Annotated in this window: 11 protein-coding genes; 2 read left to right on the top strand and 9 right to left on the bottom strand. The window is 49.3% G+C overall.

Annotated features, from left to right (window positions below):
* Nucleotides 1-13 precede the first annotated feature (13 nt).
* The 5 genes from mltC to EQP46_RS11775 all read right to left on the bottom strand — a co-directional run bounded on the left by mltC (nucleotide 14) and on the right by EQP46_RS11775 (nucleotide 5,159).
* Nucleotides 14-1,129: a membrane-bound lytic murein transglycosylase MltC gene (gene mltC, locus EQP46_RS11795; protein ID WP_129493842.1), complete on the bottom strand. Its 1,116-nt coding sequence runs from the start codon at nucleotides 1,127-1,129 to the stop codon at nucleotides 14-16.
* Nucleotides 1,130-1,991: 862 nt separating this feature from the next.
* Nucleotides 1,992-2,192, bottom strand: a complete 201-nt coding sequence (locus tag EQP46_RS11790) for a hypothetical protein (protein WP_129493841.1) — start codon at nucleotides 2,190-2,192, stop codon at nucleotides 1,992-1,994.
* A 625-nt stretch (nucleotides 2,193-2,817) separates the two neighbouring features.
* On the bottom strand, nucleotides 2,818-3,024 hold the full coding sequence (locus EQP46_RS11785; protein WP_129493840.1) for a hypothetical protein: 207 nt from the start codon (nucleotides 3,022-3,024) through the stop codon (nucleotides 2,818-2,820).
* A 373-nt stretch (nucleotides 3,025-3,397) separates the two neighbouring features.
* On the bottom strand, nucleotides 3,398-4,213 hold the full coding sequence (locus tag EQP46_RS11780) for a nucleotidyl transferase AbiEii/AbiGii toxin family protein (RefSeq protein WP_129493839.1): 816 nt from the start codon (nucleotides 4,211-4,213) through the stop codon (nucleotides 3,398-3,400).
* The gene (locus EQP46_RS11775; protein WP_129493838.1) at nucleotides 4,179-5,159 is read right to left on the bottom strand and encodes a type IV toxin-antitoxin system AbiEi family antitoxin; all 981 of its coding nucleotides are present in this window, start codon (nucleotides 5,157-5,159) and stop codon (nucleotides 4,179-4,181) included. Before EQP46_RS11775 ends, EQP46_RS11780 begins: the two co-directional genes overlap by 35 nt.
* Before the next feature lie 515 nt (nucleotides 5,160-5,674).
* On the opposite strand from EQP46_RS11775, the gene EQP46_RS11770 reads away from it, so the two are divergent.
* Entirely contained in the window at nucleotides 5,675-6,022 is a 348-nt protein-coding gene (locus EQP46_RS11770; RefSeq protein WP_129493837.1) for a S24 family peptidase, read from the top strand.
* Nucleotides 6,023-6,099: 77 nt separating this feature from the next.
* On the opposite strand, the gene EQP46_RS11765 is transcribed toward EQP46_RS11770, so the two are convergent.
* From EQP46_RS11765 to EQP46_RS11750, 4 genes are all read right to left on the bottom strand, one after another.
* The gene (locus EQP46_RS11765; protein WP_129493836.1) at nucleotides 6,100-7,890 is read right to left on the bottom strand and encodes an amidohydrolase; all 1,791 of its coding nucleotides are present in this window, start codon (nucleotides 7,888-7,890) and stop codon (nucleotides 6,100-6,102) included.
* A 626-nt stretch (nucleotides 7,891-8,516) separates the two neighbouring features.
* The gene (lhgO, locus tag EQP46_RS11760) at nucleotides 8,517-9,716 is read right to left on the bottom strand and encodes an L-2-hydroxyglutarate oxidase (protein ID WP_192545501.1); all 1,200 of its coding nucleotides are present in this window, start codon (nucleotides 9,714-9,716) and stop codon (nucleotides 8,517-8,519) included.
* Nucleotides 9,717-9,840: 124 nt separating this feature from the next.
* Nucleotides 9,841-13,818: an EAL domain-containing protein gene (locus EQP46_RS11755; RefSeq protein ID WP_129493834.1), complete on the bottom strand. Its 3,978-nt coding sequence runs from the start codon at nucleotides 13,816-13,818 to the stop codon at nucleotides 9,841-9,843.
* Nucleotides 13,819-14,076: 258 nt separating this feature from the next.
* Nucleotides 14,077-14,439 (bottom strand): nucleotide pyrophosphohydrolase, encoded by a 363-nt coding sequence (locus EQP46_RS11750; protein WP_129493833.1) that lies wholly within the window; start codon nucleotides 14,437-14,439, stop codon nucleotides 14,077-14,079.
* Between the two features lie 254 nt (nucleotides 14,440-14,693).
* Between EQP46_RS11750 and EQP46_RS11745 the strand changes: the two genes are divergently transcribed.
* Nucleotides 14,694-15,272, top strand: a complete 579-nt coding sequence (locus tag EQP46_RS11745) for a DedA family protein (protein WP_017010467.1) — start codon at nucleotides 14,694-14,696, stop codon at nucleotides 15,270-15,272.
* The last annotated feature ends 11 nt before the right edge of the window (nucleotides 15,273-15,283 follow it).

Raw genomic sequence — 15,283 nt, 5'->3', positions numbered from 1 at the left:
GGGGCGTTTTCGTTTAAATCTTGCCTTCCTTAAAGTCTTTCTGGAAGTAGAGCACTTTCTGCAAGTAACGGCGTGCTTCCCCTTTCGGGTGTTGGGTTGTCAGTGCGTCGTACACCTGTTTCGGCGATTTGCGGTTTAGCTCTACCATTGCGCGTTTGCGATCTGAATGGAAGGTGGCCAATACACCGCCCGTGCCACCGTTATACGCCGAAATCATGCTGAAATGGCGAGAAGAAGGGTTGGTGACTTCGCGCAGGTAACGGGTTTTCAGAATGTGTAAATACGCCGCGCCAGTGTCGATGTTGTTCGCAGGATCAAACAGGTATTCCTTGGTGGGAATGCCGGGTTTCTTCTTCACCAGATTAAACACATCGGCACCCGCCGTTTTAGGAATCACCTGCATCAATCCATACGCACCCGCATGGCTTACCGCATAAGGGTTAAAGCTGCTTTCGGTTTTGATCACCGCGTAAATCAGATCTTCAGGAATGTTGTAGCGTTTCGCGGCATCACGCACGATGTGCGCGTATTGGTATTCGCGCTGCTCAAGGTGATCTTTGACCATGTCAATTTGCACGTAATACGCCGTGCCTTTCTTCATGGCTTTAGATTGTAGTTTGTTACCAATCAAATGGTCGGCAAAACGGTTCGCACGCCATTCCCATTCAATCGCTTTACCCTCTTGATCGACCACTTGCCCAAGAAAGAACGGCTTCCCTTTTAGGGCAATGTTCTTGTCAGTAAATAAATCGTCATACTTTGCATCAGCAGGCATCAACAAGGTTTGAACAATGGCCTTTTGCAGTTTCTCTTTTGGCTGATGCTGGGAAATGGTGGACACATAAATTTTACCGGCATCAAAATCAATGTGTGCGCGTGTTGCATACCCATCAAGGTATTTCACATAGCGGTGCTTACCTGATTCCACATATTCATCGTCTCCCCATTCTTTCTTGGCTTCTTTCGCCAAATACGCAAACAACGCCGCAATCGCTTTTTGGTCTTTGTCTGGCGAGGTGGTGGTAATCGGGGGCTGTGGGGTTGAGCAATCGCACGGTGGTGTTTCCGGCGCGGACGAACAAGCAGACAAAAGGACTGCTGAAAGCAAAACGAGCGCTTTTCTTGTCATCGGAGTTGAATACTTCTTATAGGAATAGGAGGCTTGGATAGTCGCAATCTTCAAGGCAAAAACGCCGCGAAAACCCAGCAAATAATCAATGTCTGGATGCTATTCTCAGCGCCGAAAAATGCAACGTTTTTCGTTGTTTTTCTTAGGGTAAATGCGGAATCCGTTTCCTTTTTTAGTGTGCTGGTGAGGGATTGAGCAGTTGGACGAGAGTTGGGAGGTGAGTGGGTTGAAAAACAGGATAAGAATTGGACGTTTTGTATTTAACACTATGGGTATAATGCGTAGTGGTGTGTTGTGACTATGCATACTTGATAACAATCGGAGGCTGCCTTCCCAACTTCCTCGTTACTCTCAGCAGTTTTGTCCAGAACAGTACTATCGAAGAATTCTTGTGTCGAGGGTAAGTTTCTTTCGGTGGCAATGCTTCGGTATCAATAAAGCAAATAGGTTTTCTTGGTTCACATTCAAGGGACAGCCAATGCTGCTCTAGATGCTTATCAATATCTACCCACGTAGTAAATTCTAAGCCAGCTAACACACGTTGATTTGTGTAGCTAAGGCCCAGTTTTACTGGTCGATAGTTGGTTATATTTACTTGTTGTCCGAAGAAAGTAGTCACTGTTTCAGTGTCCCGCTCTTGAATACAAATATTGCTGCTTCAAACTTTGTATCCCTCACCGGAGGAAATGGCGCTCCCCCAAGTGGTTACAGTGGTTAGTGTTGTTGGTTACTAGGAGTTTTGTTCATATTTTACTCCTTACGTATGTATTGCTGTTTAAGTGTTGCTTGAATCTATGATGAGTCTGTCCTGTTCGATAGTCCTCCTTATCTCGAAGTCAAAATCATGAGTGCCACCTCTTGATTAGCCATAGAAAAATTCAAAAAGCCTACACAGAAACCAAAAAGCTTTAATGATACTCGTGATGTTAAAGCGGCTTTTTTGCCCTGAACGGATGGTGTTCAGTTTTGCTTTCTGATCTTCAGTAAGTTTCCCTTCTTTTTCTAGTTCTTCGAGTAGTGTTATAGGTGCATTTAGGTCTTTGTCTTTAGTGGTTCCATTCATATCCGAAAATCTCCATTGGATATGAGGAAGCCACCAAACCTGTCTGTAAGCCACGAGCAGGTTATGGCTATTTAATAGATGGGGTTTTACCCATTTTTTTCAAGTGGTTACCGTCAAGAAACTAACATTGGTTTGTTTTCTTGGTGCGGTGAATTTCTCTCTCCTATCATCTAGATCAATTTTTTGAATTGCTCTATATGTTAGGTTTTCTTATCAAATAGGAACTGTGCATTGCGGGAACAATACACAGTTATGGGGTTAGCTCTCCTGTTTGTTTGACATGTAAACTTTCAAAAGGCCTGTGAGTGCGGTAATCACTCCAGTAATGGCCAAAAGAAATTCGATGATTTCTGTCATACGGGTTCCTTTTAATTAAAGCTCCGCATAAAATGCGGGGCTTTTTTTTATTTAATATCATGATCTTGAGTGGTTTGCTCTCCCTCTCAATCTGGTGATTAGACGATCACGAAGGGACAAATACGTTGATTTAGATCATAGCCAAATAGGATGCGTTTTTTATCTATCTGATTAGTGCGGATAAGCTTCAATATTTGAGAAAAGCGTATTAAAAAGTGCAACGTATCACGCAAATTTATCAGCACCCTTCGGGCAACCATGCTCTATTTCACACGTCTCTCCGGCGGTCGTTCCTCCCTTGTCTCGCCGGTTCAACCAAGTCTAACCACGCTTCGCAACGTCTTGGCCCATTCGGGTAACTATCAGGGCTGGATTGGTAAGGGCGCAGATCAAGAGCTTTCACCGTCTTCGCCAAAGTGCTGCTAAGGCGGTGGGCGGTTTCACCTGTGGTTTTCTCCTTGTGGTTTCCCTTCATCGTCGCTCTCGCCGCCTTCTTTTCCTTGGCACTGCTGAACCTGTCCTTCAAGGGTAAATAAACGCAAACGGCGCGCCCTTGATGGCCAGAACCGTGCAGCGCCTTCGGGAAGGCAGGCGAAAACGGCGATGAGGGGGCATTAACCGCATTCGGGTGGTGCTGGACCCGTCTGATACTTACACCGTCACGGCGTTTAAGCTGTGCCGCCGGTCGTTTGAATGTCCGGAAATGGGCAGTCAGTCTGGGGTGTATTGCGACATGCTCGAAGGGGTGTTCAGTGAGTTAACAGGGCTGAATACCAGGCTTTAGTGCTGGTTTATTGAATTGGCATAACGGTCATCACTTACGTCAGTGATGCCCGTTGTTTAAAGGGCTATATCTCGCACCCTAGCCAGAAATCGGCGAGTAACTGACTGACACGGTCAATATCAGCGCCACGGTGTGTCGCAGCAATGGCAGCGATAAAAGGGTCCGGTTTGTCGTGAACCGTTGTGACAGCGTCAAGCGTCGAAGTGGTGAGTAGCGGTTTCAAGTCAATGCCCAGCAAGTAAGCGCCTTGTCTTTCAACATCGTAGCCGAGTGCTTCACCAGGAACGTAATCCTCCCATAAACGCCCGTCATGAATTTCGTGGTAGCGGTTAAGTACCGTGAAGAAATCCGTTGCATCTTTACGGTTTTCTGCCCCGCGTTCGAGCCAGGCTATCAGCTTCAAAAGTGCGAGCCCAGGCAGGGAAGCTACCTGAAAAGTGAGATCGTTCCAGGCCACGGTCTGGGAGGAGTCATAGGCTTCCTGAAAGCCGGCCACCGACATGGTGATATCAAAATGCGGTGGCCAGGTGATATCACCTTTCGAATCTGCCACTGCGCCGAACGGAATGATATCAATCGGTAGCTGCGTCTTAGGCTCAGTTAACCGGTGTTCAACACGGGAGGTTTTTAAGCCAGCTGTCAGCAGCTTCTCTCTGGTTGCATGAAAAGCGTCCCAGCTGTCGACCAAAATAGCGGTATCAATATCCCGTGTGGCGCGGATTGGCGGGTAGCCATGAATGCCGTGAAGCACCACATCACGGGCGGTGGCTCCGGCAATGAAATAAGGTACACCAAGCCCGTTAATGATCCGCACCAGGTTATCAAGTGCCTGTTCAAACTGCGGGTTAAGGGAGTGAGTGAAGGTGTAGGTATTGGTCATTTAAAATCTCTGCGGCTTCTCGGTTACGGCTATCGTTGCTGGCCAGAAGCTCTGCCACGGTGAGCAGGGCCTGAGCGGTTGTGTTTACACTTAGGCTTTTTCCCCAAAAAGGGGCAGCAATCAGGAGTTGCCCATCAGCGGAGGGGCGCGCCTCAAGCTCGCGCATTTTTTTCTGTATCGGATCGCGGGTAAACAGCCAGTATTCTTCCGGCTCCAGATAATCGGTTAACTGTGCTGCTGCGACTTCTCCCCCCCAGAGCTCTCCCTCTCCCAGCGTCATGGCTTGCCAATGCAGCGGCGTTTTTACCCGAAAGGGGGCCAGTTTTTTTCTGAGCACTTGAGGGTATGCCGCCAGCCATTGCTGAATAAGGGTAGATCTATCCAAAAAGCGTCGGGACTTTTTGTCTTTGGGGATAGCCTGAATATCGATAAGGTACTTCAGTGTTTTACTGACCATCCCGAGTGAAACACCGGACTTTTCGGCTATCACTTCATAGGGGCGATTGAGGAGCGTATCGTCAGCCAGCAGGGCAAACAGGCATTTCATGATCCCCACACTCAAGGTGGGGCGCGTGTCCTGAGTCTTTTCCTGCTTCTTTCCTTCTATATGGAGGAAAAAGCCGGGCTGAACAATATGGGCGTTACCAGCTTCGTCTATATAGTTGATGCCTTTCTCTTCACTGTACTGTCGCAAAAAAGCGCTGAGTGGATTGCAGATCAGCAGGGTTTCACGCTGGCGTTGTGCTTGTAGAAAAGCATCCAGTGTCGCTTTGCGGTGAATACGTTTGATGTCGATATCAAATGTCCGTGTTTCCCCTGCTATTTTTAGGGCCACGGTGGCATCTACGCCACTGTCTCGCGCATCGGTGTACTGATAATGGATGTCGGTGATCTCGATGTGCTCAGGCAGTGCATCCAATGCCTGACTCAATATCTGCTGTTCCATTTTTTCACGATTAAATAATTTTCATGATTCATGAAATATATCACTAGGGTAATATATTTTCCAGTTGGATATAGACCCCTTCGAGGTATTTAAGTGGTGCTGTCAGTCGTCTGAATGTCTGGAAATGGGGAGTGAGGATGTTCAGGTACAGGATGGAAAACTGTCCTACTCAAGGCCAATCAACGAAAAAACCATCGTTAGCGGGAATTAAAGCCCTGATTTTTCTATAACGTGGGGCGTGGCTTAACAACTAAGGAGAAAGCCATGTTAAACATGCTCAGTAAGACCGAAGTAAAATTGATAGCAGTAATAGTAGTCTTATGTTTTTACCTACCTACCTTGATAGAGTTTCTAGCAAGGTAACCTTAGAAGCCGGAATTCCGGCTTTTTTTCTTTTTGTTCTGTCTTTCATGACGTTCTGCTTTGCTTAAACTTCCCGCTGTCAGAAAACCTAGATCGTGCTTGTGGGACGAAAAAAGCTAGAATTGATACTGTATATATAGACAGTGTAAAATATGAACATTATCCCTATTTTTGCCAGTGGAGGTATCACTGGTTTTGAATCATCAGCCAGTGATTACTGCCAACTTCCTTTAAGCCTGGATGAGTTGCTTGTCGAACATCCAAGCGCGACTTTCATTGGCAAAGCGTCAGGTGAGTCAATGCAAGGTGTGGGGATTTTCGACGGTGATATTTTGGTTGTAGATCGTCACGTTACCGCCAGAGACGGTGATGTGATTGTAGCGAACTTAAACGGCGAGTTTATCTGCAAGCTGCTTGATGTTCCGCGCCGTCTACTGCTCTCGGCCAATGACAAGTATTCCTCTGTGGCCATCACGATTTTTAAGTATGTCTGTCCTTAGTTGGGTTTCTTCATCGCTGTTATCTTCATGCCCTCAAGGCTGAGGCCCTTCTATTGTTCAAATTTGAATCGCGAGCCCTAGCGATCGGACCAATATGCGCCGTAATGCTTGAGCGGTGACCATTCCGGTAGAATGGCTGGCAACTCCGGCGACAGCGCTTTAAACGGCCCCGCTCCATACACGACATTGCCGCCAACGACCGTAACGTCCGACTTGATCGTCTTGATCTCGTTGACCGGCACCTCGAAGTAGTCCTTGTTCAGGATTGCAAAATCCGCCAGTTGACCCGGCACGATGCGGCCTTTGATGTCTTCCTCACCGGAAAACCAGGCACTGCCAATGGTGTGCACGTGCAGCGCCTCGGCGCGGGTCATCAGGTTGTCGGCATCGTAAAGTTTCCGGCCACTGGCAGTTTCGCCGGTCACAAGATAATGGAGCGAGATCCATGGGTTGAAGGTCGAGCCACGTGTTGCATCAGTCCCCATGCCAACCGGAATGCCACTGTCGAGTATGGTACGCAGCGGTGGTGTTGCTTTGGCTTTTTCGGCTCCGTAGCGCAAGACAAAATCATCACCAAGAAAGATCATCCGGTTCTGAATGGCTAGACCGCCGCCAAGCGCGCGTATTCTCAACACTGATTTCTCCGAAATGGTTTCGCCATGCTCGATGGACCAGCGCAGGCCGTTAAGTGGTGTCTCTTTATTGACAGCTTCGATGACATCGAGAATACGAGAAATCGATTCATCATAGGTCGCGTGAATTCGAAAGAACCAGCGTTTCTTGATCAGCGTTTTCAGAACTAATTCGAGGCGCTCCTCCATGCCAGCCGGTAAATCGGGGCGTGGCGAACGGAAGTTCTCGAAATCTGCTGCATCCCAAAGAATATATTCGCCGCCACCACCAAGTTGAAACCCGTTCGGCTTGACGGGGTCGAAATTCCAACCAGCGGTGTATTTATTCGTCCAATTGGAAAAGTCCTCTGCTTCTTTGCCCGGACGTTGTGCAAACAGAAAGAAGCTTGCCCGAATAGGAAGTTTGCCCGATGCTGCGAGCTTCTGAGCCGTGGAATAGTGCTCAGGGAAACGGAAGCCGCCGCCGCCCGCGTCGATTACGCCCGTAATGCCCCAGCGTGCCAGTTCAAAGAACATGTGCATCGTTGAGTTGGCTTCGACGTCAGGCGCAGCGTTAGGCAGAGCTGCAATCTTGCCGTAGAAAATTCCCGGATGCGGGTCAGCAATCATTAAACCTGTCGGATTACCTGAGCTGTCGCGAACAAATCGCCCACCTTTCGGATCCTCGCTTTGCTGGTTGATCCCAAGGCGTGCCATCGCTACGCGGTTCACGAGCCCGACACTGTAGAAATACTGAATATAAACCGGTGTGTTCGGCGCCGCTTCGTTGATCTCTGCAACGGTCGGGAGGCGCTGTTCCTTGAATTGCCACGGCGTCCAACCGCCGATGACGCGTACCCACTCCCCCTCTGGTGTTCGCTTGGCCTGTTCGCTTAGCATCGCCAATGCCTGCTTCAAGGTTGGCACGCCATCCCACCTGAGTTCTCGTGTATAGGTCAGACCGGATCGTAGGAAATGTGAGTGCGAGTCGATCAAGCCGGGCACAATGCGACGGCCGTCGGCATCGATAACCTGCGTTTTTGGCCCGATGAGGGGGGTGATGTCACCAATCGATCCGACCTTGGCAAAACGCCCATCGCGAACTGCCAACGCCGCAGCTGAAGGCTGCAAATGACTCTGCGTGGTGACTTTTGCATTCTTGACGACCAAGTCTGCAAACTGGGTCTGTCCGAAAGCGGGAGAGCCGCCCAAGGCGATGGTACCGACAAGAACTGTTAATGCGAGTATCCGTCTCATTCTGATCTCCTGTGCTCATTATTGTTCTAAGATGATTTCACGAAAGCGGTCTCGGACCTGGTCCACCATCCACGGCGATCCAGCTTCAACACTGAGGTTGCTTGCGAACGAAGCGCCCTTTGCTGGATTTCGTATCGCACTGGCTATCCTTCCAGTTCCCATCAAGCCCCTTGAGGCCTCGATGCCTGTCCTGAATTTAGTGGTCGCAAAAAAAGAGATCAACACACACATTTTGAACTCTTTGTTCTCTAAACAAGAACAGTCGTTGAATTGGTCATCTTGAAGATACGTCCGCTTTCGTGACTCAGCAGGGACTGGCCTTATAAAAAACCGTTAGTGCTTTCAGACTCAAAGGTGTGTGGTAAAGATGAATAGACGGGGTTTTATAACGATATGTTTTTTGTATTGTTCAGTTTCCCGTTGTGTTCGTCGGTCGTTTTTCTGAGGCTATGATGAGCAAGCGCAACAAGGTTGCGAACATCGCCGAGCGTTGGAATGGTTTTAGTCTCTCCGCGCTTCGCAACGTCTTTGTTCATTGGGGGCGCGATAAGGGCTGGATTGGCAAGGGCGCAGATCAAGTGCGTTCACCTGCTATTGGATCTAGCCTCCGTACTAACTCCTCGGTCTTATTCTCTTTTCTCCTCCAGCGTATCAACCACATATCGCGCAATCGGAAAGCATGACGTGGCGGCAGGTGAGGGGGCGTTGCACACCACAAGGGCGCGTTGTGTTTGGTGGAATAAGAAATCATCCACCAAGTCGCCGTTTTGATATACCGCTTGGGCGCGAATGCCTGACGGGTAGGTGTTTAGGTCATCGTTGGTGAGTGAAGGGCAGTATTTTTGCACTTCTTTTAAGTAGCCTGACTTCCACAATCCATTGCGAAGCTCTTTCATGGCAGAGCGGAAATTTCTGCGGATCACATTGTAGAATCCGGGGAAGCCGAGCATGTCCATGGTGTCTGGCATGTTGAAAGATGTGCGGTCGTAGCCTTCGCGGGCGAAGCTCAATACGGCGTTGGGGCCGACGGTGACAGAGCCATCGATCATCTTGGTGAGGTGAACGCCAAGAAACGGCAATGCAGGATCAGGAATAGGGTAAATCAGGCTGTTGATGATGGTGTTGTGTTGGGGCGCTAACTGGAAGTAATCGCCACGAAACGGAATGATTTGGAAGTCCGGAGTTTCACCCAGCAAACGCACAATGCGGTCTGACATCACGCCGCAGCACGCAACAATGCGATCGGCGTGAAAGGTATGATCCCCCGCGACAGCGGTGACGCCTTCTTCGGTCTCTTTCAAGTAACTGACAGGGCTATCAAGGTGGACTTGTCCGCCATTCTTCTCGATGAGTTGATGCAGTTTCTGGCAGATTTCGCGATAGCTCACGATGCCTGTTGAGGGCACAAAAATCGCGCCTACGCCTTTCACATTGGGTTCGCGTTTTTGCAGTTCATTGGCATCCAACACCTCAAACGCTAAGCCGTTCTGCTCTGCACGGGCGATTAGCGCCTGCATGCGTGTTAGTTCAATGTCGTTGGTGGCAACGAGCAGTTTTCCGCATTCTTCGAACGCGATGTCATGCTGCTGGCAGAAGGCCTTGATGGCGATGTTGCCTTCGGTGCAAAATCTGGCTTTTAGGCTGCCCGGTGTGTAGTAGACACCGGCATGGATCACGCCGCTATTGCGACCTGTTTGGTGACTGGCGACCGCCGGTTCTTTATCAACCACGACGATGCGTTTATCAGGGTGACGTTGTTGAAGTTCATTCGCGACGCTGAGCCCTACAATGCCCGCGCCAACAATCAAATAATCACAACTGATCATGATGTCGTCCCGTTTTACGTTTGAAGTGGAATGCTGAACCTCGATTGAAAGCCAAAACGAGGTTGAGTGAAAGGTGTGTGTTTGCAGGGTGTGATACGTGGCGATAAAGGCGTCGGAAGAGCGTCTACCCCGCGGATTTTCGGTGGGAGGTGACATAGCCTTGTGCGTTGAGCAATCCTGCCTTGGATGAGGAAATAATGCGAGACAGTGGCACGGGCTCGCCGAAAACAAAGCCTTGGGTGTAATGAATACCCATTTCCTGAACCAGTTGCAAATCTGCGTTTTTGTTCACTCGCTGCGCGACGGTAATGGCATTGAGTGATTCACTGATGTGTTTGATGGACTCGACGATTTTCTTGTCGACTTGGCTTGAACGCATGAGCGAAATCATGTCTCCGTCTATCTTCACCATGCTGATATCGAACTTCCTCAAATAGCTGAATGACGCCATTTCAGAACCAAAATTATCCACGGCGATATGGCAACCGATTTTTCTGAACGTCGCCACCGTGTTGATTGCTTTAATGACATCTTTCATCAAGGTGCTTTCTTCGATTTCAATGCACAGTTGCCTTGCGGGCAAGGCGCTGCGTTTGATTTGTCCCACCATGTCGTTGATAAATGTTTCATCATAGAAGGCGGTTTCAGAGAGGTTGATGGCGATGAACAACTGGCAATCTCTCAACGCGACGGCTTGTGTCACCAAGATTTCATTGAACACCCAACGTTCAATATCGTTCAAGCGGCCTGCGGGTTCTGCGGAATCGATGAAGGATTTAGGGGCGAGCAGCTCGCCTTCTTCGGTGATCATTCGTACCAGCACTTCATGCCAAGTGGTGAGCCCGCTGTGATTGGGCACAATCGGCATGCAAAGCAAGCTGAAGGAGGAAGAGGATATGGCGTTATCAAGGCGGTCAAGCAGGGTGTTTTGCCCAAACTCGGGATCTGCGCTCATGAGCTCGCTGTAATTTGAAATCTTTGACTCGTTCGAAATTGACGCGCTTTCTAACGCAAATTCCGCCTCATGAATGATGTGATAGGGCGCGATATCAGACGCATTGGCTGACGTTAACCCAATAAAGCAAGATAGATACAAGGCGCTGTCTTTGTTACTCGACGGAAGTGCTTGATAGTGCAATTGCTCGATGCTTTCCGTTACATCCTGCAAAAATGTGTGGGCGTTGGTTTTTGAGCAGCCTCTCAGCAACATGGCGAAATCATCATCACTGATTTTAGCCAGAAGATCGTTCCGTCTTGCTGCCGCGCGAAGGGTTAAGCTGACGGATTTCAGCATTTGGTTCTTCGCAGGGCGGCTGGCTTGTCGCTCTATTTCATCAAGCCCAGTTATGCGCAGGACGGCAAGGGTGTGATCACCCCGTTGAAGCATTTGTTCTTCGGCATGATTGCTAAGGGCGCGCTCTAGCCCCTGTCGGTTCATCAAACCCGTGACGTAATCATGCGTGGCGCTAAAGTTCGGTACATTGGCGGTAGTTGCGCTGTCTTCTTGTTTACGTAAGGTGAGCACCCAACCGACCAACTTGAGACTCGGGCGAGATAAAGGCGTAGAGAGGGAAGAAATCGTTGTTTGTGTGGCGCTGGGCGAGGGTTCTGAAAGTGGTGCGATGGTTAAGGTGATCGGCGAGTTAGAGACAGCACCAATGTGCAACGAGAATTGCTTGTGTGCTTGTGCCGTCGCAAGTGAAACGGAGGCCTGTTCCAGCAACGTATTAAAAGGAATTTCGGCATCATCGTCGTACCAGGTCACGCATTTCTCAATGTTCACCCCTATCACATCGCTGTGAATGCGGGATAATTGGCGGGCCTGCTCGTTGATAAACGTGACGCGATGGGCGGCATCGAGCGTGATGATGCCATCTTCCATCGTGTGTAGCGTTAAGCTCAATCTGTCTTTTTCCGTGCGCAATGTGTGATTGAGTGTCATGACATCTGAAATATCCGTGTTCAAACCGACAATGCGAGGTTGACCCTGATCGTCAAGAACATGGCTGCCAGAGGCGTAAATATGCTTAATTCTTCCGTCTTTGAGCGCAATGCGAAATGTCGTGGACACGGTTCCGTTCTTCGTTGCTCCCATTTCCCAGTTGGTTGGCGAATGCTGGCGTGTCGATAGGATCTTGTTGAACGCGGCAATGTCATTCGGAAGCACATGTTCACGCCACCAAGGTAGGGAAACTAACGCTGCATCTTGGCATTCGTAGAGATCGCGCATGCACGCATCCCAAATCAGCTTTTCAGTGTTCGGGCAATATTCCCACACACCAAAATTCCCCACACTGGTGGCTAAATCGGCGCGTTCAGCGACATGTTTGATGTTTTCTAACGCTTCACGCTCGGCAGTGATGTCTGCGATCGTGCCGAGCACGCGCGTTTTGATGCCGTTGCCTTCGTCATCTTGCTGTGGTTGGCAACAATCGCGCACCCAGCGGTAGCATTGGTTGTCATCGAGCAAGCGGTATTCCAGCGTGACACTTGAGGTGCCAACATTCGCGATGGTGTGTTGGTATTCATGAAGATCATCTGGGTGAATGCGCGCCATCCACTCATACAAGCGGTGAATCGCCCCCATCGAAATCCCAATAATGGGGAGCGAGTTGTCCGAGAAATGCAGGTACTTGGTGTGGCACTCCAATTCGTAAATCGCCAGTTTGTTGAAGCTCAACGCAAACTGAAATTTCTTTGCCCAAAGCTGCCTTTCCGCTTCCAATCGCCGGTGTTTATCAATGTCTTGTACCTGAAAAACGAAGTGGATAACGTTGGTGCTCCATGTTTCCTTCACCGACGACACGGCGATTCGCGCCCAGCACACATCCCTGTTTTTCCGCAAGAAGCGTAACTCAATGTGGAAATTGTCAATATGACCCTTGGTGAGTTCCGCGATCTTCTCGTCGAGAAGGGATTTGTCGGCGGGGAAAATGAGCTGCATGAACGACCGCACGTCGAGTTCTGCGTCATTGAACCCTGAAAACTCCGTAAAGCTGCGATTGGCGTTCAGTACTTTTCCTTCGGGCGACACGATCACCATGCCGATGACTGAGACTTGCATGGCATTACTAAAGAGGGAGGCTTTTTCGTCGCTCTGGATTTGTATTTGCCGAAGGTTGGCGGATTTTACGGCCAATGCCATGCCAAGCAACATCGCGCCAGCAATAGGGATAAGAAGCTCAATGGTGCCAATGTCTGCTGTGCCTGCCGTGATGGTGAAAGAATGCTTCACCAATAGGAAATCGAGCACTAGCGAAACGAAAAAGGTGGTGGTGAAAGCGGGAAGCCTATCGAGTATTGCGCCGGTCAGAGTGAGAATGATGGCGATAGCAATGAAGGGAAAATGGATTTCTGTGATCAGCCAACCACTGAAAATGGCCGCAGCGACAATGAACAGCACGGTACGAGGGCTCAGTGCCATTGTGGAAGGTAACTGGGGGCGTTTAAGCAACACATAAGTCATGGGGAGTATGGCAAGAAAGCCAATGACGTCTCCGAGATACCAAGCCGTGACTAACGTTGTGAAGGGGACGCCTAATGCCAAATGTAAAATATACCCGCCTAAAAATGCCCCTGTTAACGGGGAGAGCAACACCGTCAAACCAATGAAAAAGCGAAATGCGCGCTGCGTAAAGAAAGGGTCGCCGCTGCGTGCCGCATAAGAGAGTGAGAGCATTCCTACCGTGATGGTGGCGGTATTGGCGGCAGACAAAAGTAGGCTTTGGAGTATGTCATCCCCCCACAACAAATTGGCGCTCAAAATCGCCATGAACGCCGCACAGGTCAGTGAAAAACGTTGAGAGGATGGCGCAAGCGTAATGACGGCAATAGCCAACCCATTGGCAAACCAGATAAAGGCGGCACTGCCGGGCTGACGAAGTAAGTAAATGGCGAACAGGGAAGAAAGCAGGCAGCCAAAAAACACCAGCGTAAGACGCCTTATCAGTGCGTCTTCTGGGAAGAAGTCTTTGACGTTCTGTGGTGTGTTGGACATACCCAATTCTTTTGGTTGGCGTTGTCGCCATGAAAACAGATCAACGCATGACGATGATGTCAGCCCACAAATCGAAAATCGGTTTATAAGCAATGCATTCATCATCAAAACGCTCCACTCATGGAGTGGAGCGACGTCATGGCGATGCGGCTACTGAGGTAAAGTCTAGTTCAAGTCTCAATAATGAGGCGGTTTATCCGCGAGGTAGGGGCGATCGAGAAAGGCGTGAAGGCGGCGCTGAAATGTGGCGTCGGCTCTTCACCCAACATCCGGCAGTTCAATCCAATACAGATTGAACGGGCAGGGATGAGGGAGGCTGTGTGGAAAAAACACTCAGGTTCAGGCGACGAAAGGCCTGAATGATTACAGCTCCGTGTATTTCTTTGTGCTGCCGTAGCATTTGTCGACAGGGTATTTTGCTCTGTTGTGGGCGATTTTTTCATCGCACGCTGTAATCAAATCCACGCCACAGCGATCGGCAATGCGTAGCAAATAGAGTTGAACATCCGCAAGCTCATGCTCTAAGGCTTGGCGTTTTTCTGCCGGAAAGTTTTCCGCTTGCTCAGGGGTAAGCCACTGAAACAATTCGGCCAGTTCGCCCACCTCGCCACTTAAAGCCATCACCAAATTTTTAGGGTTATGGAATTGCTCCCAATTCCGTTCTTTCGCAAATTCCGCCATGTCAGATTGAAGGCGCTCAATAGGGTTGGTAGTGATGTCTTTCATTATTAAACCGTCGAAATACTGATTGAGGCACACAGTGTGGCACGTCTTGCAGACCGTGAGAACCGTTTACAACGACATGCTGAGTTTCATATTGCTGATGGATTTCAGTGTGTTGAAAATTCTTCCCGTGGCACATGATTCTGACGTTTCATGTCCCATTTTTGTGATTTCTCATACTTTCACGAAAATATGAAAGGGTTTCCTGTTATTACCTGTCTATTCTCTTAGTTGTGAATGAGATATAGGCAGAGATTTTGAACGAAACGACAGCAACCTTGCTTACGTACTCCCCACTGACGCTCTTCTTTGCGGTTATTTTGCTGTCTTACTTATTAGAAGATTTAGCGATAATTTCTGCCGCTGTCGCCGCCTCGCAAGACGTTATGTCACTGCCGCTCGCGTTACTGGCCATTTTTATAGGCATCGCGACGGGGGATCTCGGCCTGTATGGCTTGGGTCTCTGGGCGCGAAAATGGCGGGCGCTAAGAGGTTTCCTCCTCACTAAACAAAGTGTGCGTTTCCTTCGTCGGAAATTAAGAACGCATGCTTTTGGCAACATTTTCCTCATCCGGTTTATTCCCGGTCTCCGATTCGTTGGCTTTTGTTTAAGTGGCTTTTTCAGGGTCGGCCTGCGTCCTTTCTTAATGGCTGTCATTGCTGCGACCGCTATATGGACAGCATTGGTCTTTACCGCGGTTTACCAGCTTGGAGAAATTGATTGGATCAACCGCAACGTGAGCTGGGGGTTGATACCACTTGCCCTCATCGCACTCTTCGTCGTGAATCGTGTTGCGGGCAGAAAGCTCAAGGAGAAAACAGTTTGCACAGATTAAAACTGGTTGAC

The organism is Enterovibrio baiacu (assembly GCF_004120195.1).
In the GTDB taxonomy this organism is placed as follows: domain Bacteria; phylum Pseudomonadota; class Gammaproteobacteria; order Enterobacterales; family Vibrionaceae; genus Enterovibrio; species Enterovibrio baiacui.
Note: the sequence above shows the minus strand (reverse complement) of the source record. Positions and strands in the feature narration are given on the sequence as shown.

Coding starts and splice junctions, on each gene's coding strand:
- mltC (WP_129493842.1), bottom strand. CDS start 1,129: ATGACAAGAAAAGCGCTCGTTTTGCTTTCAGCAGTCCTTTTGTCTGCT.
- EQP46_RS11790 (WP_129493841.1), bottom strand. CDS start 2,192: ATGAATGGAACCACTAAAGACAAAGACCTAAATGCACCTATAACACTA.
- EQP46_RS11785 (WP_129493840.1), bottom strand. CDS start 3,024: ATGAAGGGAAACCACAAGGAGAAAACCACAGGTGAAACCGCCCACCGC.
- EQP46_RS11780 (WP_129493839.1), bottom strand. CDS start 4,213: ATGACCAATACCTACACCTTCACTCACTCCCTTAACCCGCAGTTTGAA.
- EQP46_RS11775 (WP_129493838.1), bottom strand. CDS start 5,159: ATGGAACAGCAGATATTGAGTCAGGCATTGGATGCACTGCCTGAGCAC.
- EQP46_RS11770 (WP_129493837.1), top strand. CDS start 5,675: ATGAACATTATCCCTATTTTTGCCAGTGGAGGTATCACTGGTTTTGAA.
- EQP46_RS11765 (WP_129493836.1), bottom strand. CDS start 7,890: ATGAGACGGATACTCGCATTAACAGTTCTTGTCGGTACCATCGCCTTG.
- lhgO (WP_192545501.1), bottom strand. CDS start 9,716: ATGATCAGTTGTGATTATTTGATTGTTGGCGCGGGCATTGTAGGGCTC.
- EQP46_RS11755 (WP_129493834.1), bottom strand. CDS start 13,818: ATGATGAATGCATTGCTTATAAACCGATTTTCGATTTGTGGGCTGACA.
- EQP46_RS11750 (WP_129493833.1), bottom strand. CDS start 14,439: ATGAAAGACATCACTACCAACCCTATTGAGCGCCTTCAATCTGACATG.